Origin of the sequence: Thermobifida fusca NBRC 14071 = JCM 3263, assembly GCF_001592045.1 — a bacterium.
Lineage (GTDB): Bacteria > Actinomycetota > Actinomycetes > Streptosporangiales > Streptosporangiaceae > Thermobifida > Thermobifida fusca.
The window spans coordinates 64,097-87,220 of the sequence record NZ_BCWB01000021.1 but is presented as its reverse complement, the minus strand read 5'-3'; the positions used below and the strand labels follow the sequence as shown (position 1 = coordinate 87,220).

The 23,124-nt window shown below is 68.7% G+C and carries 21 protein-coding genes; 8 read left to right on the top strand and 13 right to left on the bottom strand.

Features of this window, described 5'->3' with window-relative positions:
- Nucleotides 1–122: 122 nt before the first annotated feature.
- Together TF1_RS04725 and TF1_RS04720 are read right to left on the bottom strand one after the other, a co-directional pair.
- On the bottom strand, nt 123–677 hold the full coding sequence (locus tag TF1_RS04725; protein WP_011292110.1) for a TrmH family RNA methyltransferase: 555 nt from the start codon (nt 675–677) through the stop codon (nt 123–125).
- A gap of 53 nt (nt 678–730) precedes the next feature.
- Nucleotides 731–1,348, bottom strand: coding sequence for a class I SAM-dependent methyltransferase (locus TF1_RS04720; RefSeq protein ID WP_061783675.1), 618 nt, complete (start codon nt 1,346–1,348; stop codon nt 731–733).
- Nucleotides 1,349–1,462: 114 nt separating this feature from the next.
- On the opposite strand from TF1_RS04720, the gene TF1_RS04715 reads away from it, so the two are divergent.
- Nucleotides 1,463–2,221, top strand: coding sequence for an SDR family oxidoreductase (locus TF1_RS04715; protein ID WP_011292108.1), 759 nt, complete (start codon nt 1,463–1,465; stop codon nt 2,219–2,221).
- Nucleotides 2,222–2,346: 125 nt separating this feature from the next.
- Nucleotides 2,347–3,630 (top strand): APC family permease, encoded by a 1,284-nt coding sequence (locus TF1_RS04710; RefSeq protein ID WP_011292107.1) that lies wholly within the window; start codon nt 2,347–2,349, stop codon nt 3,628–3,630.
- 61 nt (nt 3,631–3,691) lie between these two features.
- Here the strand turns inward: TF1_RS04710 and TF1_RS04705 are convergent, their stop codons facing one another.
- The 5 genes from TF1_RS04705 to TF1_RS04685 form a co-directional block, all read right to left on the bottom strand.
- The gene (locus tag TF1_RS04705; protein ID WP_011292106.1) at nt 3,692–4,501 is read right to left on the bottom strand and encodes an NUDIX hydrolase; all 810 of its coding nucleotides are present in this window, start codon (nt 4,499–4,501) and stop codon (nt 3,692–3,694) included.
- Nucleotides 4,498–5,235, bottom strand: coding sequence for an HAD family hydrolase (locus tag TF1_RS04700; protein WP_061783674.1), 738 nt, complete (start codon nt 5,233–5,235; stop codon nt 4,498–4,500). The genes TF1_RS04705 and TF1_RS04700 overlap by 4 nt, the downstream gene beginning before the upstream one ends.
- A gap of 94 nt (nt 5,236–5,329) precedes the next feature.
- Nucleotides 5,330–6,277: a VWA domain-containing protein gene (locus TF1_RS04695; protein ID WP_011292104.1), complete on the bottom strand. Its 948-nt coding sequence runs from the start codon at nt 6,275–6,277 to the stop codon at nt 5,330–5,332.
- A complete protein-coding gene (locus TF1_RS04690; protein WP_011292103.1) occupies nt 6,274–7,245 on the bottom strand; it encodes a DUF58 domain-containing protein in 972 nt (323 codons plus the stop codon). Before TF1_RS04690 ends, TF1_RS04695 begins: the two co-directional genes overlap by 4 nt.
- Complete coding sequence (locus TF1_RS04685) at nt 7,242–8,261, bottom strand: AAA family ATPase (RefSeq protein WP_011292102.1); 1,020 nt, start codon at nt 8,259–8,261, stop codon at nt 7,242–7,244. The genes TF1_RS04690 and TF1_RS04685 overlap by 4 nt, the downstream gene beginning before the upstream one ends.
- 89 nt (nt 8,262–8,350) lie before the next feature.
- Here TF1_RS04685 and TF1_RS04680 point away from each other — a divergent pair, with 89 nt between their 5' ends.
- A complete protein-coding gene (locus tag TF1_RS04680) occupies nt 8,351–9,175 on the top strand; it encodes a hypothetical protein (protein WP_011292101.1) in 825 nt (274 codons plus the stop codon).
- A gap of 29 nt (nt 9,176–9,204) precedes the next feature.
- Here the strand turns inward: TF1_RS04680 and TF1_RS04675 are convergent, their stop codons facing one another.
- Complete coding sequence (locus TF1_RS04675; protein WP_016188767.1) at nt 9,205–10,182, bottom strand: aldo/keto reductase; 978 nt, start codon at nt 10,180–10,182, stop codon at nt 9,205–9,207.
- 187 nt (nt 10,183–10,369) lie between these two features.
- Between TF1_RS04675 and TF1_RS04670 the strand changes: the two genes are divergently transcribed.
- Together TF1_RS04670 and TF1_RS04665 are read left to right on the top strand one after the other, a co-directional pair.
- Nucleotides 10,370–11,944 carry an alkaline phosphatase D family protein gene (locus tag TF1_RS04670; protein WP_011292099.1) on the top strand — a complete coding sequence of 525 codons (1,575 nt, stop codon included), beginning with the start codon at nt 10,370–10,372 and terminating at the stop codon, nt 11,942–11,944.
- Nucleotides 11,945–11,991: 47 nt separating this feature from the next.
- Entirely contained in the window at nt 11,992–12,993 is a 1,002-nt protein-coding gene (locus tag TF1_RS04665; protein ID WP_061783673.1) for a Gfo/Idh/MocA family protein, read from the top strand.
- Between the two features lie 22 nt (nt 12,994–13,015).
- Here the strand turns inward: TF1_RS04665 and TF1_RS04660 are convergent, their stop codons facing one another.
- The 3 genes from TF1_RS04660 to TF1_RS04650 form a co-directional block, all read right to left on the bottom strand.
- Nucleotides 13,016–13,771 (bottom strand): class I SAM-dependent methyltransferase, encoded by a 756-nt coding sequence (locus TF1_RS04660; RefSeq protein ID WP_061783672.1) that lies wholly within the window; start codon nt 13,769–13,771, stop codon nt 13,016–13,018.
- Between the two features lie 476 nt (nt 13,772–14,247).
- Entirely contained in the window at nt 14,248–14,718 is a 471-nt protein-coding gene (locus TF1_RS04655) for a GNAT family N-acetyltransferase (RefSeq protein ID WP_011292096.1), read from the bottom strand.
- Between the two features lie 155 nt (nt 14,719–14,873).
- A complete protein-coding gene (locus TF1_RS04650) occupies nt 14,874–15,839 on the bottom strand; it encodes an LLM class F420-dependent oxidoreductase (RefSeq protein WP_011292095.1) in 966 nt (321 codons plus the stop codon).
- Between the two features lie 263 nt (nt 15,840–16,102).
- Here TF1_RS04650 and TF1_RS04645 point away from each other — a divergent pair, with 263 nt between their 5' ends.
- Nucleotides 16,103–17,521 (top strand): sugar porter family MFS transporter, encoded by a 1,419-nt coding sequence (locus tag TF1_RS04645; protein WP_011292094.1) that lies wholly within the window; start codon nt 16,103–16,105, stop codon nt 17,519–17,521.
- Between the two features lie 213 nt (nt 17,522–17,734).
- Here TF1_RS04645 and TF1_RS04640 read toward each other — a convergent pair whose 3' ends face one another.
- Complete coding sequence (locus TF1_RS04640) at nt 17,735–18,130, bottom strand: MerR family transcriptional regulator (RefSeq protein WP_016188762.1); 396 nt, start codon at nt 18,128–18,130, stop codon at nt 17,735–17,737.
- A gap of 282 nt (nt 18,131–18,412) precedes the next feature.
- Between TF1_RS04640 and pabB the strand changes: the two genes are divergently transcribed.
- Nucleotides 18,413–20,515, top strand: coding sequence for an aminodeoxychorismate synthase component I (pabB, locus tag TF1_RS04635; protein WP_061783671.1), 2,103 nt, complete (start codon nt 18,413–18,415; stop codon nt 20,513–20,515).
- A gap of 88 nt (nt 20,516–20,603) precedes the next feature.
- Here pabB and TF1_RS04630 read toward each other — a convergent pair whose 3' ends face one another.
- Nucleotides 20,604–21,914, bottom strand: a complete 1,311-nt coding sequence (locus TF1_RS04630; RefSeq protein WP_061783670.1) for a lytic polysaccharide monooxygenase — start codon at nt 21,912–21,914, stop codon at nt 20,604–20,606.
- Between the two features lie 420 nt (nt 21,915–22,334).
- Between TF1_RS04630 and TF1_RS04625 the strand changes: the two genes are divergently transcribed.
- Nucleotides 22,335–23,024, top strand: coding sequence for a metal-dependent transcriptional regulator (locus tag TF1_RS04625; protein ID WP_011292090.1), 690 nt, complete (start codon nt 22,335–22,337; stop codon nt 23,022–23,024).
- Nucleotides 23,025–23,124: the final 100 nt, after the last annotated feature.

Here is a 23,124-nt window from a genome sequence, read left to right as displayed (position 1 = left end):
CATTGCCTCTCTCTTTAGACGGTGAACCTGTTACCAGTTGGATACGAGTGCCGGGGCTGAGAAAGTTCCCCTCTGTCGTGGGGTTGAATCCCACGAGATGGGGTGGATATTCCCGGCCCGGCTCACTCGGTGCCGTCGTCGCCGTCGGGAAGGGTCTCCCATTCGCGGCGGCGGGCTTCGGCGATGGCAATCGCGGTGGCAACCGCGACATTAAGGGAGCCGACGCGTCCGGTCTGCGGGATGTAGGTGACGGCGTCCACCGCAGCGAGCAGTGCCGGGGAACAGCCGTGGTCCTCAGCTCCCACAGCCAGGCACACGTCCCCGGTGAGGGGAGCACGGTGCAAGGGGACCGCGCCGTGGGCGAGTTCGAGAGCCACCACACGGTAGCCAGCGGCGCGGGCCGCAGCAACGGCCTCGGCGCTCGTCGCGGTCTTCTCCCAACGCACCTTGGTCTGCGTACCCAGTGCGGTCTTGTGGACCTGACGGTGCTCTGGGGTGACGGCGTTGCCCGTCAACCAGAGGGTGTCGACGCCGAACGTCGCGGCGGTGCGCAGGATCGAGCCGAGGTTGAACGGCTGGGTGACCGATTCGACGATGAGGCTGATGCGGTTGTGGGTGTGCCTGCGCCAGTGGCGATTGAGCCGTTTGACGTCAGTAGGGCGGAGCTGTGTGCTCACCTGGAGTGCGTCCTCGTGTGGTGTCGATTCCGAAAGCCGAGTCTAGCGGCGGGTCAGGGTCGGCGCATGGTGCGCAGGATTCTATAACCGGCGCGGGAAGCGACTCGGTCCGTGGGGTAGCCGGAGGCGTCCAGCCAGCGGTGTAGCGAGTCGGCGCCGAGGTGCTTGTGCACGACAAAGTGGGCGTACGCGCCGTCGGCGAGGCGGTCCAGCCACGTGGTCAGCAGGGTGTGCAGGGCCTGTTTGCCGATGCGGATGGGCGGGTTGGACCACAGGGCGGCGAACGGGCCGCGCAGGAGCGGGTCCACGGGGTCCTCGGGGCCGGGCGCGCGGTGGAAGGAGACGTTGGGGACAGCGTTGGCTTCCGCATTGCGGCGTGCCAGCGCGAGGGCGCGCTGGTTGGTGTCGATCCCCACGACGGTGGCTTTCGGGGCGCGCAGTGCCATGGCCAGCGCAATGGGGCCGTAGCCGCAGCCGAGGTCGAGCAGAGTGCCGTGGTCGGGAGGTGGGGGAACGGTCTCGAGCAGGATCCGTGTGCCAAGGTCGATCCGGTCGGGGGAGAAGACGCCCCGGTCGGTGGCGAGCCGCAGGTGCAGGTCGGGGAGGAGCAGGGTCACGGTGGCGGTGCGGCTGGGCGCGGTCGGATCAGAGTCGAAGTAGTGCGAGGCCACGTCGGGTGAGGGTAGCAGGGGCGGCCGGGATCCGCAGGCACCCCACCAGGACAGACCTACTGGTCGGTATCGTGGTGGCGTCTGTTCCGCCCCGTTGTGGCAAGGAGTTGTGCCGTGAAACGTTTCGAAGGCAAAGTCGCGGTGGTGACGGGCGCCAGCCGAGGCATCGGATTCGCCGTGGCACGCCGCATCGTCGACGAAGGAGGCCGGGTGGTGGTCACCGCGCGGGGTGCGGAAGCCCTCGCCGAAGCCGTCACCCAGCTCGGCGGCCCCGAACACGCGCTGGGCATCGCAGGACGGGCCCACGACCAGGCCCACCGCGCCGAAGTCGTCCAACGCACCCTGGACACGTTTGGCCGTGTCGACGTCCTCGTCAACAACACCGGCATCAACCCTGTCTTCGACTCGATCCTCAAGGTCGACGAGGCAGCCATGGCCAAGATCTTCGAGGTCAACGTGATCGCCGCGGTGGGCTGGGTGCGCGAGGTCTACAACGCGTGGATGGGGGAGCACGGCGGGGCGATCGTCAACGTGGCCTCCCTCGCCGGCCAGCACCCCTCGCCCGGGATCGGCATCTACGGCGCCAGCAAGGCGGCACTGATCAACCTCACCCAGCAGTTGGCCTACGAACTGGCGCACCGACGGATCCGGGTCAACGCGGTCGCACCCGCCGTCGTCAAAACCCGTTTCGCCGAAGCGCTGTACGCGGAGAACGAAGAGAAAGTCGCGGCCGGATACCCGCTGGGACGGCTGGGTGAACCCGATGACATCGCGGCAGCCGTCGCCTACCTGGCGTCCTCGGACGCTTCCTGGGTGACCGGACAGGTCATCACTTTGGACGGCGGCAAGACCCTGCGCGCGGGTGTGGAATAGCTCACGGTCGTTCGGACGGGCTCACCGTAGCGGGTGCTCCGCGTGGCAGCATGCGGGGCGCCCGGCACAAGCACCAGCCGTCTGCCAGGTGGGGAACGGCACGACGGCACACGGGGGTGCCGCAGATGCGGCACACTCACGACGTGGGAACCTCACTGTTTTCTGGACCCGCCGCGGCCCAGCGAGGGCTGCACGGCATACGTATTGTCGGCGCCGGCCTCAGCGCGATGGTAGGCGCCGGGGTGTTCGCGGTCGTGGCCCCCGCGGCCCGCGCAACCGGTGTGTGGCTGCCGCTGGCACTGCTGATCGCAGCAACGGTGGCCTACTGCAGCGCCGTTTCCGAGACCCGGTTGTCCCTCCACCATCCCGGGCGGGGCGGCGCCTACGTGTACGGTCAGCGCCGACTCGGCGAAGGCTGGGGAGTCCTCGCCGGATGGGCGTCCGCTGTGGGCGCAGTAGCCGCCTGCAGCGCGGTCGCGCTGACTTTCGGCGTCCACGTCTGGCCCAGCCACCCTAGGGCGGGCGCGCTGGCGGTACTGGCCGCAGTGGCAGTGCTCGCCTGGAGCGGGCTCCGCCCCTCCCCCCGAACTGCGGCGGCCGCGTGCGCGGTCGTGGTCGCGATCCTCGCCGGGGTGGTGGTGCTCGCCTGGGGCGGAGGCGCCGCCGACACTGCGCGGATTGCCGCGGCGCTGCGGTGGCACGGACTGGCCGCGGTCCTGTCCGCGGCAGGGCTGCTGTTCTTCGCGTTCACCGGCTGGCGCCCCATCACCTCTCCGCGGCTAGGCGGCTCAGAGCAGCAGCTCGGCTGGGCGCTAGGCGTCGCCCTGGGCGTTTACAGCGCGGTAGCGGTCACCGCCCTGGCTGTGCTGGGGCCGAGAGAGCTAGCGCGTTCCACGGTCCCTCTGGTGGATGTGGTGCTCCGCAGCGCTGCCAGTGACGTCGCCGCGTCCGTGGTTGCTGCGGGCGCGGCGCTGGCGTGCGCGAGCGTCCTCGGCCCGGCGCTGCTTGCTGCAGCGCACAGCGTGGCCGTGCTCGCCGCTGACAGGCACGTGCCCCGCTGGCTGGGCGGGGGAAGCCGCCCGCTTGGCGTTCCAGAGCGGGCACTGTTCGCGGCAGGAGCCGCCTCCGCGGCCGTCATCGTCGCCGACCTCGACCTGTGGGCCGCGGCCGGCGTGGCAGCGTTCGGAAACCTGGTGTACTACGCGGTGACGAACGCGTCAGCCCTGCGGCTCGGCCCCACCGAGCACCGGCCGTGGCTGGCACTCCCCGTAGTGGGACTCGTGGGCTGTATCGTGCTGGCGCTGTGCCTGCCGCCTAAAGCCGTGCTGTACGCGCTGGCTGCGGTCGGTGCGGGCGTCGCAGTGTTCGTGGCGCGGCGCTGGTGGCGGAGGAGGACGGCACGGGCCTGACCGCGCCGCAGCAGCTTCTGGTGAGGGGACCACGCGCCTCCCGAAACGGGAGGCGCTTTCGTTATCGCCCAGCTGGAGAGGACTCCACGAGGAAAGCCAGGCCGCGCCGCGCCGGCACGGAGAGACGCAGGTGCGGCAACTGTTCCGGGGAGAACCAGGACGCCTCGATAGTGGAGCCGTCCGTCTCTGCTACCCGGACCGGGCCTGGGTCGTCGACGTGCGCGTGGAAGAACACCCACAGGGAGTAGATGTCGGTGTAGGGGCCGTCCGGGTGGTTGCGATAGTGGTGGGTGACCGCGAGCAGCCGTCCCGGCTGGGCTTCCTGGCTGCTCTCCTCAGCGATCTCACGGATCAAGGCGGTACGGATGTCCTCCCCGTGGGCGACTCCGCCACCCGGCAGGTGCCAGGTGCCTTCCCCGGGATAGCCGGGAGCGATCCGGGACAGGAGGAGCCGCGCCGCCGGGTCGGTGACCAGTCCGTAGACCGCGAAACGGCGGAGCGCCGTAGCGGGAAGGACCTCCTCGGGGACCAGTTCCTCGGGGGTGGGCCGACTGGGCAGGGCCAGGGCTTCCGCGAGGGAGTGGGTTGCCGGGGACGTGGTGGGAGTGGCGTAGTAGATCCGGTCGATGTGCATGTCGAGCACGTGGTCACCGTGCTGGACGGTGACCGTCTCGGTGCGGACGTCGACCGCGGTCAGCGGTGCAGCGGCAGGAAGCCGCGCCGCTTCGCGCAACCGGGCCGCCGGATCGTCGCCGAAATCGAGGCGTACCGACACCAGCGTGGCAGTGGGGGCGTGCACGCCCCCGTCAGCGGTGGTCGGTAACAGATGGGCGGTGGTCCGGCGCACAGGCTGAGGACCGGGAGTACTCACAGCAGGCTTGCTCCGGGAGAACGCGTGCCCGTGGTCAGCGCGGACAGCTCCGTCAACGTGTGGATCGTGGTGATCTCGGTGGCAGGGAGCAGACGGTGCCGGTCGCACAGCACCGGGTAGAGGCCCGCGTTGAGCGCCCCGATCGCATCCTCATACATCTGGTCGCCCACATACCACGTCTGGTGGGGGGCTACCCCGAGCTGTTGGCAGGCCAGCAGGAAGATCCGCGGGGCGGGTTTGCTGGTCCCTGCCGCCTCGGCGCACACGACCGCCCCGAAGTGGTGGGCGAGGTTGAGCGTGGAGAGCTTGTCGTGCTGCCGGTTCTGGTCGCCATTGGTGATCACCCCGAGGCGGATGTTGCGCTGTGCCAACTGGGTGAGGGTAGGGGCGACATCGTCGAAGGTCCGCCAGGCAGCGCGGTGCGCGTCTAAGTAGCGCTGGTACAGCTCATCACAGTGCTGGTCGGAGATGTGGGAGTGCCCTGCCTGGGTAGCTAACGCGCGGACGAGCTGCCGCCGCTTCTCCGCCAAGGGGATCCGCCCAGCACGGTAGGCGCTCGTGGACAGGATGCCCTGAACGTCCCAGAGGACGCGAGCAGCCGAGAAGCTGGGGTGGCCAAGGCGCTCCATGAGGACGCGCACCCCTTGAGAGACAGCGTTGTAGTCGTCCACCAGGGTGTCGTCCACGCTGAACAGGATGGCGGCAGGGGGAGTCGTCGTGGGGTGGTAAGGCATTATTCTCGGGTTTCCGTTTCCGTGACATGCGGGTGGTGGAAACGGGATCACGGTAGCGGTTATTTCGGGCTGACGGAGAATCGGCTCTCAAAAATCAGGGCAGACGCTGCGACCATGCCAGCGAGAGCACCGCGGTCGCCGTGGCGAGGACTAAGGCTACGACGACGAAAGGAACAACGATCTCCTTGTGCACGGTCTCAGTGCCCAAGGAAGAGCCGATATCAGCGTAGACGTCTTTGAGCTCGCCGGTGGACTCGGCCTCGTAGAAACGGCCACCCGTGGTCATAGCGAGTTCCTTCAAGGTCTCCTTGTCGATGTTGGCGGGCACGTAGTGGCCCTCGATCTCGATGATCGACACTCCGGTGCCGAACGCAATCGTCGACACGGGCACCCCCGCAGCCCGCGCCTCGTCAGCGGCGGCGGCCACCGGGCGACCGCTGGTGTTCTCCCCATCGGAGAGCAGCACGATCGCTGCGGGCGGCGGATCATCGGTGGCCTTCTCGTCGAAGGAGCGGATGGCCTGCAGGGAGGCGAACACTCCTTCGCCGATCGCGGTGCCCGACGAGATCGTCAGGTTCGCGATGGAGTCGGCGACCGCCTGGTGGTCTTGGGTGGGGGATGCGACAACGGTAGCGACCGAGGAGAAGGCCACCAAACCTACGTTGAACCGCGGCGGCAAGGATTCGATGAAGCTTTGCGCGGACTCTTTGGCTGAGGTGAGCCGGTCCGGGGCGACGTCGGTAGCCGCCATCGACGGGGAGACGTCGATAGCGACGAGGATGGTAGCGCGCTCCCGAGGAACTTGGACGTCCATGGCTGGCCGGGCCAGCGCCAGGATCAAGACGATGATGGTGAGCAGAAACAGCGCGGCTGGGACGTGGCGCCGCCACGCCGACGCCTGCGGCACGACATGCTCGAGCAGGGCGAGGTTGGAGAAACGCAGCGCGTACTCGGTGCGCCTGCGCTGCATCAGCAGGTAGGCGACGAGGAGGACTGCCGCGGCCAGCAGCCACCACAGGTGGATGGGAGCCAGGAAGGTCACGGTGCGGTCCTTGTCGGAATGGCGGGTCGGGGCACGGTGTGCCGGGCCAGCCGGTGGGCGGTACGGCGCTGGGCGACGACGAACTGGGCGATGTCGCGGACCCAGTCGCGGTCGGTGCGCAGCCGCAGGTGGGCCGCGCCCGACGCGCGCAGCGCCGCGGCGATAGCAGAACGCTGTTCAGCGGCGGCGTGGGCGTAGCGCTGGCGCACCTTCTCCGTCAAATGGATGTGGCGAGTGCGGCCGGTCTCCGGATCGGTCATCGCGACCAATCCTATGGCGGGCAGGTCCAGTTCCAGGGGATCCACGACTTCTATGGCAATGGTTTGACAGTTGGCGCTCATCCGGCGCAGCGGGGTCTGCCAGTCGGGGACCCCGCCGGGCGGGGTGTCCAGGAAATCGGAGACGATCACCCGCAGCCCGTGGCGGCGGCGGGTGCGCGACAGGTCTGCGAGCGCGTCCGCCAAGCGGAGGGGAGGCTCCCCCGGACGGAGCGGAGGAGCCTGTTTGAGCTGGCCGAGCGCGCCCGCCACGATCTGGTCGACCGACATGCCGGGCCGGGCCTGCCACCGCGCGACCCGTCCCCCGCTCAGCAGGTGGACGCCGCACTGGTCGCCGACCCGCCGGGTGAGCAGGGTGATCGCGGCCAGGGCACCGATGGCGATGTCGCGTTTCCTGGCCTGCGCGGTGCCGAAGTCCATGCTGGCTGACAAGTCCAGCAAGGTCCACGTGTGCAGCTCCCGGTCGGCGACCAAGTCCCGGACGTGCGGGTGGGTGGTGCGTGCGGTGACCGCCCAGTCCATCCGCCGCACATCGTCCTGTCCGGGCTGGTAGAGCCGTGCGTCCCCCGGCTCGCTGCCGGGGCCCGCGTGCAGCCCGAGGTGTTCGCCGTGTAGCAGCCCGTGCAGCCGCCGGGTCACGGTGAGGGTGAGACGGCGCAGCGCTTCCCGCTGGCGTGCGTCAGGAGTCATGGCCGCGCCGGGGCGGACTCGGGGACGTCGTCCCAGATGACGCGGGGCGGGGGGACTGCGGCGAGGATCTGGTCGACCACGGAGGCGGCGGTGACCCCGTCGGCGAGCGCGTCAAAGGTGAGGACCAGCCGGTGGTCGACGATGTCGTGGACCAGCGCTTGGACGTCTTCGGGGAGGACGTAGGCGCGGCCGCGCAGCAGCGCAAGCACCCGCGAAGCGGCGACCAGGCCGAGGGTGGCCCGCGGGCTGGCGCCGACTTCGATGACATGCTGGAGCGGGGCCAGGCCGTAGGCGGCGGGCTCCCGGGTCGCCATGACGAGGCGCACCACGTAGTCGGCGACGAGCTGGTCCACTTGCACCTGTTGGGCCTGTTCGCGGAGCCGGAGCAGGTCGCTCAGGTTGAGGACCTGGGTGGGCCGCGGAGGGGTGGTGCTCATCCGGCGCAGGATCTCGAACTCTTCGTGGGCGCGCGGATGGTCCACCCGCACCCGCAACAGGAAGCGGTCGCGCTGCGCTTCCGGGAGCGGGTAGACCCCCTCTGATTCGATGGGGTTCTGGGTGGCGATGACGATGAACGGGTCCGGCACCGGATAGGTGGTGCCCGCCAGGGACACCTGTTTTTCCGACATGACTTCCAGGAGCGCCGACTGCACTTTGGCGGGGGCACGGTTGATCTCGTCGGCCAGCACGAAGTTCGCGAAGACCGGCCCTAGTTCGACGTCGAACGCTTCAGTGGACGGCCGGTAGATGCGGGTGCCGATGATGTCGGACGGCACCAGGTCGGGCGTGAACTGGATCCGGTTGAAGGTCCCGCCGACCACAGAGGCGAGGGTGGAGACGGCGAGGGTCTTGGCGACCCCCGGAACCCCTTCGAGCAGGCAGTGGCCCCCGGCGACGAGGCTGATGAGGGTGCGTTCCACCATGGCCTGCTGGCCGACGATAACGGTGGATACCTCCTGCAGCACCCTGCGCAGCAGGGTGGTGGCCTCGGTAGGCTCCTCAGCGGTCGACGACATCGGCAGTGGCCTCCCAGAGATGGGCTGGGTTCCGCGCGGGGCGCGGGTACGTTGGACTGCGGAAAGGTGTGCAACGGGGAGACTACCCGTTGCGACGGCAGTGGATGGGAGAGGACGGCGCGGAGGTGGCGCACGAGGCTCTGCGGGATGCTGATCCGCGTCAGGTGGGGGCTTACCGGATCCAGGAGCGTAGAGTACACCGCCCAGAAGGCGTGGTTTATGCGGCGCGCGGCGCCGCGGGGGAGCCGGTGAGCGTCGCGGTGCTGAGCTCGGGTGCCGCCAGTGACCCGGCCGTGCTGGACCGGTTCCGGGCCGCGGTGGTCGACGGCGCCGGGCTTGCGGAGCGTCCCCGGGTGCTGGCCTCCACCCTCTCCGGTCCGGTGGTGTGGGTGGCTGTGGCTGCTTCCCGGCCTGACGCCGCGAACGTGTTTCTGGACGCGGTGGCAGCACCTGAGCCGCGGCGGGGCAGCGGGCCCACGTACGTGCCTTACTGGGCGTCCGCTGCCGCGCCGGCAACGGCGCGCTGGCCGTGGCCGACGCGGCTTCGGGCGCTGCGCGGCGCGGGCGCGGACCCCGGTTCCAACCCTGGCCTGGTGGCCGGGGTGGTGGCGCTGATCGCGCTGCTTGCCGCGCTGCTGCTTGTGCTCTACTTCCTCATGGCCTCGATGAGCCGCGAAGTGTATGCGCCGCCTCCGGAGGCACCGCCGTCCCCGGCACCAGAGGTGAGCCCGTCACCTGTCCAGCCGTCGCCGCGCGGCTCGCCGTCCCCGGCGGTGAGTCCCTCTGTTGAGCCGTCGCCGCGCGACTCGTCGTCCCCGGGACCGTCGCCGTCCCCGGTGCCGTCAGTGTCACTCGAACCGGAAGAGGACCACCCCTTCCCGATCGGGCCCGCGCGCCCCGAAGACCTGTTGTAGCCGGGACGCAGAGCCGGCGGGCGTCCGGGCTACCAGCGGTGGTGGACTTGGGGGCGGATCAGCTCGTCGTAGACCGCGCGGACACGGGCGTGGACGGTTTCCGGGAGCGGGGCCAGAGAGGCCGCGGCAGCGTTGCTACGCGCTTGGTCAGCGTTGCGGGCCCCTGGGATGACCACGCTGACCCCCGGCTGGTCGAGGATCCACCGCAGGGCGAATTGGGCCATGGTCGCCCCTTCAGGGACCAGAGGACGGAGCCGTTCCACCGCGGCCAGGCCGGTGGCGTAGTCCACCCCGGAGAAGGTCTCTCCCACGTCGAACGCTTCACCATTGCGGTTGAAGGAGCGGTGGTCGTTCGCGGCGAAGGTGGTGTCCGCGGTGAACTTCCCGGACAGCAGGCCGCTGGCGAGCGGGACGCGGGCGATGATCCCGACCCCGGCTTCGCGGGCGGCGGGGAGCACTTCTTCCAGCGGTTTGAGGCGGAAGGCGTTGAGGATGATCTGGACGGTGGCCACATTGGGGCGCCGGATGGCGGCGAGCGCCTGCTCGCAGGTTTCCACGCTGACCCCGTAGGCGGCGATCCGCTGCTCTTCGACCATGGTGTCCAGTGCGTCGAAGACCGCGTCGTCGGCGTAGACCTCTGACGGCGGACAGTGCAGTTGGACGAGGTCGATGGTGTCCACTCCGAGGTTGGCGCGGGAGCGGTCGTTCCACGCGCGGAAGTTCTCCAGGTTGTAGACCTCGGGGGACTGGGGCACCCTCCGCCCCATTTTCGTGGCTACGGTCAGCCCGTCGTATTCCCGTAGCAGGCGGCCGACGAGGCGTTCGCTGCGGCCGTCCCCGTACACGTCGGCGGTGTCGAAGAAGGTGATCCCGGATTCCACTGCGGCGTGCAGCGCGCCCATGGCGTCGGTTTCGCTGACTTCCCCCCACGCGTCACCGATCTGCCAGGCACCGAACCCCACCACGCCGACATTCCTGCCGGTCCTACCGAGTCGTCGAGTCTCCATAGCTGGTGATCCTAGAGGGGACTTAACCGGTTTGGAAAAGATGCCGGCGGTGGCGGACTGGCGCCAACTAGTAGCCAAAGGTCACCAAATTTTCCTTGTTCGGCCGATTGCCCTGCACGTTCCTGACGTTCGGCACATGGAGTATGCGCAGAGAGTAGTGGTTGTCACTTTTTGTAATGGGGTTTTCATGGTGCGTCGCACGCTCTCTGCAGTCCCGCCGTCCCGACGCCGCTTCCTGGGCATCGGTGCTGCCTCTGCGGCCGCCGTAGCCCTGGGGACCGGTCTGTTTCCCGCCCCGTCCCACCGCTCCGCCTCCGCCAGCTCCTACCCTTTCACCCTTGGGGTCGCCTCCGGGGACCCGCACCCCGACGGGGTCGTCCTGTGGACCCGCCTGGCCCCCGACCCGCTCGCCCCCGACGGCCGGGGCGGCATGGGCGACGAGGAGGTTACGGTCCGCTACCAGGTTGCAACAGACGAGCGCTTCAGCCGCGTGGTCCACGAGGGAGAAGCCGTCGCCTCCCCCGAACTCGCCCACTCCGTCCACCCCGAGATCACCGGTTTGGAACCGGACCGCGAATACTTCTACCGGTTCCAAGCCCTGGGGGAGATCAGCCCGGTAGGGCGCACCCGCACCGCACCCGACCCCCGAACCGAGCCGGCTCTGCTCCGGTTCGCCTTCGTCTCCTGCCAGAAGTGGGACGACGGCTACTACACCGCCTACCGCCACCTGGCCGAAGAAGACCTGGACCTCGTCGTGCACTTGGGCGACTACCTCTACGAGTACCCGGTAAGCGGAGCCATCCGCCAGGTCGAGATCCCCGACTACCTGGCCACCGAGACGGAGACTCTCGAGCAGTACCGGGTGCGCTACGGCCTGTACAAGAGCGACCCCGACCTGCAGGCGGCGCACGCTCGCTTCCCGTGGATCGCCGTGCTCGACGACCACGAAGTTAAGAACAACTGGGCCGGGGCCCACACCGGTGAGGCCGAGCTGGCCCGCCGCGCGGCCGCATTTCAGGCGTACTACGAGAACCTGCCGCTGCGCCGCTCCGCCCTCCCCGTCGGGCCTGCCATGGGACTGCACCGCCGGATCTCGTGGGGCCAGTTGGCGGATTTCACGATCCTCGACACCCGCCAGTACCGCGACGCCCACGCCTGCCACGACGGAAAGTCCGCCACCTGCTCTGCACGGCTCAACCCCGGCCGCAGCCTGCTCGGCACGGAGCAGCGCGAGTGGCTGCTGCACGGGTTCGAGACCTCGCCCGCCCGCTGGCACGTGCTGGGCAACCAGGTGCCGATGACGCAGAGCGACCTCGATCCGGGGCCTGCGACCCGGGTGTGGTTGGACTCCTGGGACGGCTATGTCGCAGAGCGCGACCTGGTGCTGGCCGAGGCTGCGGCACGCGGGGTACGCAACCTGGTGGTGGTGACGGGAGACCGGCACCAGAACTACGCGGCCGAACTCAAAGCCGACTACGCCGACCCGGATTCTGCGACCGTGGGCACGGAATTCGTCGGCACCTCGATCAGTAGCAGCCAGGACGGGCAGGACCTGGGGGAACAAGGGCAGGCTCTGCTCGCGGCCAACCCGCACCTGCGGTTCGTCAACGAGCAGCGCGGCTATGCGCGGTGCTTCGTGACCCCCGAGCTGTGGCAGACCGACTTCCGCGTGGTGCCGTACGTGACCTCACCCGGGGCTCCCGTCTCCACCCGGGCGTCTTTTGTCGTCGAAGACGGGCATCCCGGGCTGCTCGAAGGGTGACCGCTGCGGCCTACCCCGCTCCTGAACCGATTCAGTAAAGTGGGCGCATGACGACAGACAGGGGTGTGCTGCGGTGGGGCGTGCTCGGCACCGGGTGGATCGCCACCGCTTTCCTTGAAGGGCTGCGCGCCGTCCACGGGGCCCGGGTCACCGCGGTCGGTTCGCGAAGCGCGGCCGCAGCCGAGCGCTTCGCCGACACCTGGGGCATCCCCAACCGGCACGTGGGCGTCACTGCGCTGGCTGAGGACCCTGACGTCGACGTCGTCTACATCGCCACACCCCACTCAGCCCACCATGCGGGCACACTGGCCTGCCTCGCCGCAGGCAAGCACGTCCTGTGCGAAAAACCGCTGGCTATGAATGCCCGGCAGGTCACCGAAATGATCGGCGCGGCCCGCAGCCACGGGCGCTTCCTCATGGAAGCCATGTGGACCCGTTTCGCCCCGGCCAGCCGGAAGATCAGCGACCTCCTCGCCGCCGGGGCCATCGGTGAACTGCGGATGCTCATCGCCAACTTCGGCAACGCCGTCCCCTACGATCCGGCCAGCCGCCTGTGGAACCCCGAACTGGGCGGCGGGGCCCTCCTGGATTTGGGGGTTTATCCGATTGCGCTGGCCTCCCACTTCTTGGGAGACCTCACCGTTGTAGGGGTGAGCGGCCGCCTCGACCCCCAGGGGAAGGTGGACGCCCAGAGCACGGTGCTGGTGGAGAACCGCGACGGGGTGACCGGACTGCTCGCTTGCTCACTGGAGGCGCCGCTCCCCAACCGGGTCGCCCTCATCGGCACCCGCGGCCGGATCGAAGTGGAGCGCTGGTGGTGCCCCACCGACTTCGTCCTCTACCGGGACGGCAGCGAACCGGAAGCGTACGCCTTCCCGCACCGCGCCAACGGGTATGAGCATGAGGCTGAGGAAGTGGCTCGTTGCATCGCCGCAGGCGAGCAGGAGAGTCCGCTGATGCCGTGGGCGGAAAGTTTGCGGATCATGTGCATCATGGACGAGGTGCGCCAGCGTCTCGGTGTCGTCTACCCCTACGCCGACACCCCGTGACCTGGCCCGAGCGCGGACGGTCTCAACGGGACGGCACCACCGCCACCACCCGCAGCCTCCGGTAGTCCGCCCACCAGGAGCCGTCCTGGTAGAGGGCGGGACGCAGCCGCTGTTCCAGTGCGGTGAGAAACGCGTCGGTGTCGGTGACCCCGGCCAGCAGGGACGTGGCGAACATGCGCACCCACGAGCCCAGGCCGTCCGCACCGGTAAGCGGGGTGGGCCGGTCGAACAGCCATGCGGCGCGGACTTCGAATCCGGCGTTCTCCAGGACGCGCGCGTACTGGGCGACCGTGGGGAAGTACCAGGGTGAGGCGGCCTGCGGTAGGCCCCACTCGGCGCGCAGCTCGTGGATGGCGGTGGTGAGCGTAGCGATGTTGCCTGCGCCGCCGAGTTCGGCGACCAGGCGTCCGCCGGGGCGCAGCACGGCACGCAGGGAGGCGGCAGCCTGGTCGGCTTCGGGCACCCAGTGGAGGACGGCGTTGCTCAGTACCGCGTCGAACTCCTCCTGGAACGGCAGGGCGCGCAGGTCGGCCACGGTGACGGGGATGCCGGGGAAACGCGCGGCCGCCCGCGCCACCATCTCCGGGCTGATGTCTACGCCGAGGACATCCACCCCGGCGGCCGCGAGCTGGGCCACATGGTCTCCGGTGCCGCACCCGGCGTCCAGGACGCGTTCCCCGGGGGCCGCGTTGAGCAGGTCGAGGAGCGCGGTGCCATGCGCGGCGACAAACGAGTGGCGTGCATCGTACAGTTCGGCGTCCCAGACATGCGCGGTCATACCGCGAACCTACCCTTGCGTCTCGCTATGAGAAACAAATATCTCAATAATTGAGACGCTGGGGAGTTTTCATGCCTGATCAGGCTCCGGACAGTGCCGGATACCGTAGGCCGCGCGCGCAAAGACCTGCCGGAACAGCGGGAGCGGACGGGCCCTCCTCGCCCGAACAGCGCGCCGGCGCCGCTGCACGCCAGGAATCCCGGTGCCCAAGGCTGCCCTGTCCCGGAAACCGCGCACCCGGCACCACCGGGACTGCTGCGGCACACCCCGCCCTTCCTGTCCTCACGTGGATGCCGTACCGGGGAAGCCCTCGCCGAGCCGCATAGCCGACAGAAACGCACACCGCCTGGCCCTAGAGCGGCCGGGGCAGACCGGCCGCGGGGCCCAACCCAGGCAGCCAGGAACCTGCCCCGCCGTGGACCATCCCCGCCATGGCCAGGAAGAGACAGAGGACAGAAACGCCCAACCACGCGCGGTTATGCCGCGGAAGGCACCAGGATCCGCTCAAAGCAAATGCTCTCCGCGCAGTTCGCGTAGTGTCCAAACGGCTCAATCCGCTGATAGCCGCACCGCTCGTACAACCGCAGCGCCTCAGGCTGCCGAGTACCGGCCTCCAGACGCATCCGCTGTGCCCCTCTGCTGATCGCGGCCTCCTCCAAAGCCCGCAGGAGCACCTCGCCGATACGGCGTCCCCGCCACGCAGGGGTGACATACATGCGTTTGATCTCGTACGTCACCTCGTCCAATCGGCGCAGTCCGCCACAACCCACCGACACAGACGTTTCAGCGTCGCGGGCGATCAGGAACACGTCCACGTCCTCCGCGGACGGTTTGGGACACTGCTCCAGATCACCGCCGTACCGCTGGATGATCTCCGCTTCCTGCTCTTGGCGCAGCCGCACGCCCACAGGGTCGTCCCAGCTTGTGGCTTCTACGATCACTCCCACATTCAGCAGGCTACCCCGATCCCCAGTGCGCGCTTCGGAAACGCGGTGAAATGACCGTCACTGACCGTCGCAGCACCGGTGTGATCGGGACGATCCGGAACGATGGGGTAGTGCTTCCGCGCTCTCGAAAGAACGTCCGAAACACCCGGGAGCCCTCACTCAGGGCTCGAGGAGAGCACAGGCTTCAACTGCGTGGCGAAAAACTCGAAGAACCCGTCGGGATCCGGCCCGACGTTGCCGATATAGACCTCGTCGATCCCCGCCTCCACGTACTCCGACAACAAAGTGAGGTACTCGTCGGGGTCGGAGCCGCACGGCAGTTGGGCCGCAACCTGCTCGGCCGTGACCAGTTCAGCCAGGGCGGCAAAGTGCTGGGGGAGCGGAAGCAGCTGGCTGGCCTGCCCCGGCAGGAAGTCGTTCGGCCACCGCCGGCGGGCATGCTCCACGGCCTGCTTCCGGTCCGGCGCCCAGGAGACCTTGACCCCCGCCTGGATCGGTTTGGCCGCCCCGCCGTGCTCCCGGAACTCCTCGATCAGAGGCAGACTCACCCCCATGGTGATCAGCCCGTCCCCGATACGTCCGGCAAGCCGGGCAGCGTACGGGCCGAACGCGGAGACGAACACGGGAGGCGGCTGGTCGGGAAGGGTGTACAAGCGCGCCGTGTCGACCTGGTAGTGCCGGCCCCGGTGCGTGGTGAGACGGCCCTGCCACAGCCGCCGCATCAGCTCCACCGCCTCGGCCAGCATCTCCCGCCGTTCCGCGGCCGGAGGCCAGCGTTGGGCGACCACATGCTCGTTGAGCGCCTCGCCGGTGCCCACCCCCAGCGTGAAACCGCCGCGCAACTGGCAGGCAGCGGTCGCCGCAGCCTGCGCTGTGACGACCGGGTGGAGGCGCATGATGGGACAGGTGACCGCGGTGGTCACCGGCAAGTCGGTGGCTTCGCTGAGCGCTCCGATGACCGACCACACGAACGGGCTGTGCCCCTGCTCGTCCAGCCACGGATGGAAGTGGTCGGAAATCCACAGGGCCGAGAAGCCCGCTTCCTCTGCCAGCCGGGCCTGGCGGACCAGTTCCCGAGGCCCGTGCTCTTCACAGGCGAGAAAGTATCCGAAGCGAGTCACCCGAACTCCTCTCCCGGACAGCAGTCGTCTTCCGATGCCGCTAACCGGGCTTAAGACCGCTAATCCACCAGCCAGGCCCCCGGCTACCGAAACGAAGAACGCCGCTCGGGCAGCGGCTGTCCGAACCGCGCGCCTCCGCCCCAGACACGCCTGCCCCGAGACAGGGTGTAAAACCCGCGGTCTCGGCTAGAGGAACAGAACCGCATGGCGGGCCGTGCTCGTGGTCAAGGTCAGGCCATGGGGAAAACCGGGCGAGGAGTGACGTGTCTACAACGGGAGAGGCCCCCAGCAGCGGTGAAGTGAACATCGCCCACGTGGTGATGATTGCGGCAGCCGCGGCGATGGGCGGATTCCTGTTCGGGTACGACAGTGCCGTCATCAACGGTGCGGTGAGCGCGATCCAGGACACCTTTCGGGTCGGCTCCACTGTCATCGGGTTCACGGTGGCCGCTGCCCTGATCGGTTCCGCGGTGGGGGCGGCGATCGCGGGTGCCCTGGCCGACCGGATCGGTCGGATCCGGGTCATGCAGCTCGCGGCTGTGCTGTTCGCGGCCAGCGCGGTCGGATCCGCGCTCCCCTTCACCGTCTGGGACCTGGCCTGGTGGCGCGTGGTCGGCGGCGTGGCGATCGGTATCGCCTCGGTGATCGCCCCGACCTATATCGCCGAAGTGTCCCCGCCCGCGTTCCGCGGCCGCCTCGCCTCGCTGCAACAGCTCGCCATCGTCCTCGGGATCGCCACCTCCCAACTGGTCAACTACGGGCTGGCCGCCGCGGTGGGTGGCAGCGCCCTCCACCGGCTCGGCCCGCTGCAGGCCTGGCAGTGGATGCTCGGCATCGAAGTGCTGCCTGCCGCCACGTACTTTGTACTGACCCTGGTCATTCCCGAGTCGCCCCGCCACCTCGTCCGCATCGGCCGCGATGCCCGCGCACGCCGCGTCCTCGCTGAAGTCGAAGGCGGTGACGTGGACGGCCGTGTGGCGGAGATCCGCCGGGTGCTCGGCCGGGAACGCCGCCCCCGCCTGCGCGACCTGCGCGGCCGCTACGGGCTGCTGGCCATCGTGTGGGTGGGCATGGCCCTGTCCGCGTTCCAGCAGCTCGTCGGCATCAACGTGATCTTCTACTATTCGGCGGTGCTGTGGCAGTCGGTGGGTATCGCGGAAACCGACTCGCTGCTGCTGAGCCTGTTCACGTCCATCGTGAACATCGTCGGCACCCTGATCGCGATCGGCCTGGTAGACCGGGTGGGACGCAAACCCTTGCTGCTGGCCGGATCGGCGGGGATGACGGTGGCGCTGGCCTTCACCGCATTCGCGTTCAGCCACGCCCGAGGGGAAGGAGACGACGTGGTGCTGTCAACGGCGTGGGCCTTGACCGCCCTGGTCTCCGCCAGCACGTTCGTCCTGTTCTTCGCGCTCTCTTGGGGAGTGGTTACCTGGGTGCTGCTCGGCGAGATGTTCCCGCTGCGGATTCGCGCTGCAGCCATGGCCGTGGCCACCGCCACCCAGTGGATCACCAACTGGCTGGTGACCGTCACCTTCCCGTCGCTGCGTGACTGGAGCCTTCCCGGCACCTACCTGGTGTACACGGCGTTCGCGCTGCTGTCCTTCGGGTTCGTGCTCCGGTTCGTGCGGGAAACCAAAGGCCGGACACTGGAGTCGATGGACGAACTCGCCGGACAGTGACCACAGCAGGGAGGTCTGCCCCGGCCGGGGCAGCGGAATGCGGCGGCGCGAACACCGAAGGTCCACACCGCCGCGGGAACCGGTGAGTACGCGTCGGAAGCGGGCCGGTTCCCGGCCAGGAACTCTACCCTTCCGTGAGAGTAGCTATGACAGGGAGGTGCGGATAGGCCAGCACGCTGCGGAAACCCGGTTCCGGACCGGTTGCTCGCGTCTTCACGCCCGGGCACGGGGGACGGCTGCGCCGCGCCGGGCGCGCAGCCGGGCACCGAACTCTTCGGCCAAGGCCAGTTGCTCCCGCAGCGCAGCACAGCGGGCCGCGACAGCCGTTTCGAACCGGTCAAGCTGGTCGGTCAGCGCGGCGCGCTCCGCGTCGTCGAGCCCTGGGGAGTCGAGCCGGTCAAGAACACCCAACAAGTCGCGGGTCTGCTCCAAGCTGAACCCCAAGGGTTTCATCTGCTTGATCAGCAGCAGCCGTGCCACATCGGATTCGGTGTAGAGGCGGAAGCCCCCCTTGGAGCGCGCAGACGGCACGACAAGCCCGACCTCGCCGTAGTAGCGGATCGTCCGCAACGACAGTCCGGTACGTTCGGCTACTTCGCCGATCTGCATGCGGTCCCTGCCCACCGGGCCACCTCCTCACCACGATTTCCCCTAACGGTACAGACACCGGCGGGTCTCCAGGCCACAGCAGCACCGGGAGTCCGGGCCGCAGCACTAGTCCTGCCTGGTATGCGAAGACCTGCGCCTTCCCGCCGTCGCAGACCAGCGGATCAGCCCGGGGAAGGCGCGCAGCCCTTGTCCCCAGCCTGCTGCCGCCAGCCTGCGCCATGATCGGCGCGGCGCTGACAGGCGTACCCTGAAACGCGGTGCGGCAGGGAAGGGAGGATCGGCATGCGGGTGCTGCTCGTGGACAACCACGACTCCTACACCTACAACCTCGTCCATCTGCTTGCGCGCACCCTAGGCGAGGAACCGCTGGTCGTCACCAACGACGATCCGCGCTGGAAGTGCTTGGACCCCGCTGACTTCGACGCCGCCGTGATCTCTCCCGGCCCTGGCCGACCCCAGCGGGCCAGCGACGTGGGGCACACGCGGCGCGTGTTGGACGAACCGCACCTGCCGATCCTCGGCGTGTGCCTGGGCCACCAAGCCATCGCCCACCACGCCGGTGCCGCGGTGGTCTCGGCCCCCCGGCCCCGCCACGGGCATCTCAGCCGGGTACGCCACGACAATTCCGCTCTTTTCGCGGGAATTCCCCAGGACTTCACCGCCGTGCGCTACCACTCGCTGTGCGTGGCCTCGCCGCTGCCGGAGGATGTGGAAGCTACCGCCTGGGCCGAGGACGGGGTGGTCATGGCGTTGCGCCACCGCGTCCTGCCACGCTGGGGCGTCCAGTTCCACCCCGAATCCGTGGCCAGCGACCACGGCCCCACTCTGGTCGCCAACTTCGTTCGCCTGGCCCGGGCCCACCGCCGGGTGGTTGCTGGACGTCCCGGAGCTACCGCGCAGCAGAGCGGAAGCCCGCGGCCCGCACTCCACACGACCCCGGTGCGACCAGGACAGCAGGGGGTACCGCCCACCGGGGCAGCGCCGCGGGCTCTCCACGAGGTGCGGAAAACCCTGCGGTTCCGGGTCATGCCGCGTGCCGTGGACACCGAAGCAGCGTTCCTCACCTGCTATGCCGGACGCGACTACGCCTTCTGGCTGGACAGCAGCCTGACCGGCGGGACCGCACGGTTCTCGTTTCTCGGCGGTCTCGACAGCCCTCAGAGCGAAGTGCTCACCTACCGGGTAGGCGACGGCACGGTAGCCGTGCGCTCTGCCGACGGCACGACGCACACCGAGCCCGGCACGATCTTCGACGCGCTCGCGACCCGCACCGCTTCCGCCCCCTACGGCCATCCCGACCTGCCTTTCGACTTCTTGGGCGGCTATGTCGGCTACTTCGGCTACGAACTCAAAGCCGACTGCGGCGGCACGGCCGTGCACCGCGCCGCCACCCCTGACGCGGTATGGCTGCGCTGCGACCGCTTCATCGCGGTCGACCACGCAGCGGACCGCACCTACCTGGTCGCCGTGGACGGCGACGAAGCCTGGCTGGACGCCATGGCGCGCTCACTCAGCGGACTGCGATCCCCGTCAGCCTTGCAGCAGACCGGCAGGGGAGTGGATCCAACCCCGTTCCTGGAGCGTTCCCCGGACGACTACGTGGCCGACGTCAAACGGTGCCTGGAGGAGCTGGCCGCGGGGGAGAGCTACGAAATCTGCCTGACTACCCGGGCACGATTGCCAGCACCCGGTGACGGCACAGCCTTCTACTTGAGGCTGCGCCGCGCTAACCCGGCCCCGTACGCGGCCCTGCTCCACGCGGGGGAGACCGCCGTGTATAGCGCCTCCCCGGAGCGTTTTCTGCGGGTCACCCCGGACGGCTGGGTGGAGAGCCGCCCGATCAAGGGGACCGCACCGCGCCACGACGACCCGGTCCGCGATGCGCGCGCCCGGGACGCCTTGCGCGGCGACCCGAAAACCCGGGCGGAGAACCTGATGATCGTGGACTTGCTCCGCAACGACCTGGGACGGGTCTGCGAGATCGGAAGCGTGGAGGTGCCCGCGTTCTTGTACACCGAGTCCTACGCCACGGTGCACCAGTTGATCTCCACGATCCGCGGACGGCTGCGCGCAGACCGGTCCGCGGTGGACGCGGTGGCGGCGTGCTTTCCGCCCGGGTCGATGACGGGGGCGCCTAAGAAACGCACCATGGAGATCGTGGACCGGCTGGAGACGAGCGCGCGAGGGGTGTATTCGGGAGCGTTGGGCTACCTGTCCTTCTCAGGGACCGCCGATCTGAGCGTGGTGATCCGCACCGCTGTCTGCCATGACGGGCAGGTGACCGTGGGAGCAGGCGGGGCTGTCGTACTCGAGTCGGTGCCGGAGCGCGAGTACGCCGAGATGCTGCTCAAAGCGGCGGTGCCGCTGCGTGCCCTCGAAGCGTGAAGAGCCCGCCCCGCCAGTGGCGGAGCGGGCTCGGGCCGGTGACGGAGGGGAGGGACTCGTCGTCACCGAGTTGAGGGAGGGAGAACCGTTAGGCCACGGAGCAGAGGCTGCCGTTGAGCTTGAAGTTCTCCGGCACTCCCGGCTCCCGCGTGGAGTTGGCGTTGAAGCCGAACTCCACCGAGCCGTGGTGCGGAATGGTGCTGTTCCACGAGACGTTGGTGACCGTCACGGTGGTTCCGGACTGCTGGGCAGTGGCGTTCCACGCCTGGTTGATGGTCTCACCGTTGGTGAAGTCCCACGTCAGTTCCCAGCCGTCGATGGACTCGTGGCTGCCGTTGTAGATCCGCACCTGGGCGGTGAATCCGCCGTACCAGGTGTTGGGTGTGCTGTACTCGATCTCGCAGGCGAGCGCGGGAGCGTCACCCGAGTTGAAGGTCAGCGTCGCCGACGGGCTCGAGGTGTTGCCCGCCGCGTCGCGCGCCACGACGTAGATCGAGTAGTCGGTGTTCGGCGTCAGCCCGGTGAGGGTGACGCTGGTGGTGCGAGTCGTGGCCAGCAGCTCGTCGTTGGCCGCGTTGTACACCCGGTACTCGGCGACACCGACGTTGTCGGTTGCAGCAGGCCAGCTGATCTGGGCGGAGGTGCCGTTCAGGGAACCAGCCACCGGGGTGCCGGGAGCAGTGGGCGCCTCAGTGTCCGGCTGAGGACCGCCCGAACCGCCGTCGTCGCCGCCGCCGACGAACACCACGTCGGTGCAGTCGTAGAAGGCCTCCGGGCTGTCGGAGCGCTGCCAGATCGAGTAGATGATGTGGCGGCCCGACTTGTTAGGCAGCGTGGCGTCCCAGTAGTACTCCGGCCCCTCGGGGCCACCAGGACGGATCGGCGGGTCGGTGACCGTGTGGAAGGGAACAGGCTCCAGGTCGTCCCAACCCAGCGGGGAGTTGGGATCCCAGCCATCCTTGGTGACGTACAGGTACCAGGTGCCGGGGTGCGGTGCCCAGGCGTTGTACTGGAAGGTGATGGTGCTTCCGGCCACCAGCGTGGTGGTGGGCCAGTGCTCGCTGACCAGGTTCAGGCCGCTGAACTGCGGGTGGGGGCCGCAGAGCTGGCCGTCCGGGATGATCTCGCGGTGCCGGCCACCAGCGTCGCTGATGAGGTTGCCGAACCAGTTGTAGAACGGGTAGTTGCCGTTCTCCGCAAGCAGGTTCTGGCAAGCGGGGTTGGTGGGCGCGATGTTGCCGCCCTGGCCCCCCTCGATGCCGTTGACGTAGCAGATGTAGCTACGCGTCGGGGGGTAGGTCATCGCGCCGTGCGCGTAAGCATCCTCGGCCGGTGTGACGGCGGCGAGGGTTGCAGTCAAGCCAGCGAGTGCGCCAAAAGCAGCGAGCCGGCTTCTCATTCTCACCGTGGAACTCCTTGAGAGACGTTACGGCTAGGACCGCCGCGACCTGTGGGGGCTGGCCGCGGCGGCCGGCCCGGAACGTCCGAGGGACGATCCGGAATGGTCTCCCCCGCCTGGAACGCCCCCGGGATGGGGATGGATGCGGAAAGGAGTTGGGAGCGCTCCCAGCTAGGGGTTGTACCAGAATCGTGATACGTATCACGGGCTATGTCAACAGATTGTGTCCTATAAATGACGTAACGAAAGGAAATCTGCCTGTTTTGGCGGACCGAAACCGCAGATCATGTCCCCGTCGCGGGCGGACCGCGAGAAGAAAAACTCCCCGAACCGGCTCAGCGAGTGAAGGGCGTCCCCTCTTCGCGGCCGCCCTTGCCCGGAGGCCCCGACTTTTTGCGGGGAACGCGATAGCGTGGCTCTATGGCGCCTGTTGCGAACCGGCCGTCAACGTCGGTCGAGGACTACGTCAAGGTCATCTACGACCTTCAGGAACGCGGAAGTGGCCCAGTCACCATTTCCCGGGTCGCCGAGCGGCTCGCCGTGTCCAACTCCTCGGTCTCCGGCATGCTGCGCAAACTCGGTGAACTGGGGCTGGTCGACCACCAGCGCTACGGCGACGTGCGACTGACCCCCACGGGAGACAAGGTCGCCTTGGCCGTACTGCGCCGTCACCGACTGATCGAGCTCTACCTCGTGGAGGAACTCGGGTACTCCTGGGACGAGGTCCACGACGAGGCGGAGGTCCTCGAACACGTCGTCTCGGACCGTTTTGTGGAACGTATCGCCGAACGCCTGGGCCATCCCACGGTCGACCCGCACGGCGACCCCATTCCGACCAGCGACGGCCGCGTTCCGACACAGGAGACCCGCCTGCTGGCCCACGTGGACCCGGGAAGCGGGGGGACGATCGTCCGTGTCAACGACTCCGACCCGGCGCTGCTGCGCTACCTGGCCAGCCAGCACATCGGCATCGGCATGCGGATCGAGCTTGTGGAACGTCAACCTTTCGGCGGCCCTCTCGTCGTGCGTTTGCACACCGACGAAGGGGTTGAAGAGCGGTCCATCGGCACGGGGGTCGCCGAAGCGCTCTGGATCGCGACAGACCACTAACGCTGCGTAGTCGAATCCCGCACATCTCACCGGCCCGGACATGGTTGGCGGGCCGGCATAGTGGTAAAAGTTAGGCGTGGCGAACTTTAAAGATTGTCGT

Bases quoted from the DNA above. Each gene is read 5' to 3' on its own strand.
- TF1_RS04710 (WP_011292107.1), top strand. From the start codon at position 2,347: ATGCGGCACACTCACGACGTGGGAACCTCACTGTTTTCTGGACCCGCC.
- TF1_RS04700 (WP_061783674.1), bottom strand. From the start codon at position 5,235: ATGCCTTACCACCCCACGACGACTCCCCCTGCCGCCATCCTGTTCAGC.
- TF1_RS04690 (WP_011292103.1), bottom strand. From the start codon at position 7,245: ATGACTCCTGACGCACGCCAGCGGGAAGCGCTGCGCCGTCTCACCCTC.
- TF1_RS04685 (WP_011292102.1), bottom strand. From the start codon at position 8,261: ATGTCGTCGACCGCTGAGGAGCCTACCGAGGCCACCACCCTGCTGCGC.
- TF1_RS04675 (WP_016188767.1), bottom strand. From the start codon at position 10,182: ATGGAGACTCGACGACTCGGTAGGACCGGCAGGAATGTCGGCGTGGTG.
- TF1_RS04670 (WP_011292099.1), top strand. From the start codon at position 10,370: ATGGTGCGTCGCACGCTCTCTGCAGTCCCGCCGTCCCGACGCCGCTTC.
- TF1_RS04665 (WP_061783673.1), top strand. From the start codon at position 11,992: ATGACGACAGACAGGGGTGTGCTGCGGTGGGGCGTGCTCGGCACCGGG.
- TF1_RS04660 (WP_061783672.1), bottom strand. From the start codon at position 13,771: ATGACCGCGCATGTCTGGGACGCCGAACTGTACGATGCACGCCACTCG.
- TF1_RS04640 (WP_016188762.1), bottom strand. From the start codon at position 18,130: ATGCAGATCGGCGAAGTAGCCGAACGTACCGGACTGTCGTTGCGGACG.
- pabB (WP_061783671.1), top strand. From the start codon at position 18,413: ATGCGGGTGCTGCTCGTGGACAACCACGACTCCTACACCTACAACCTC.
- TF1_RS04630 (WP_061783670.1), bottom strand. From the start codon at position 21,914: ATGAGAAGCCGGCTCGCTGCTTTTGGCGCACTCGCTGGCTTGACTGCA.
- TF1_RS04625 (WP_011292090.1), top strand. From the start codon at position 22,335: ATGGCGCCTGTTGCGAACCGGCCGTCAACGTCGGTCGAGGACTACGTC.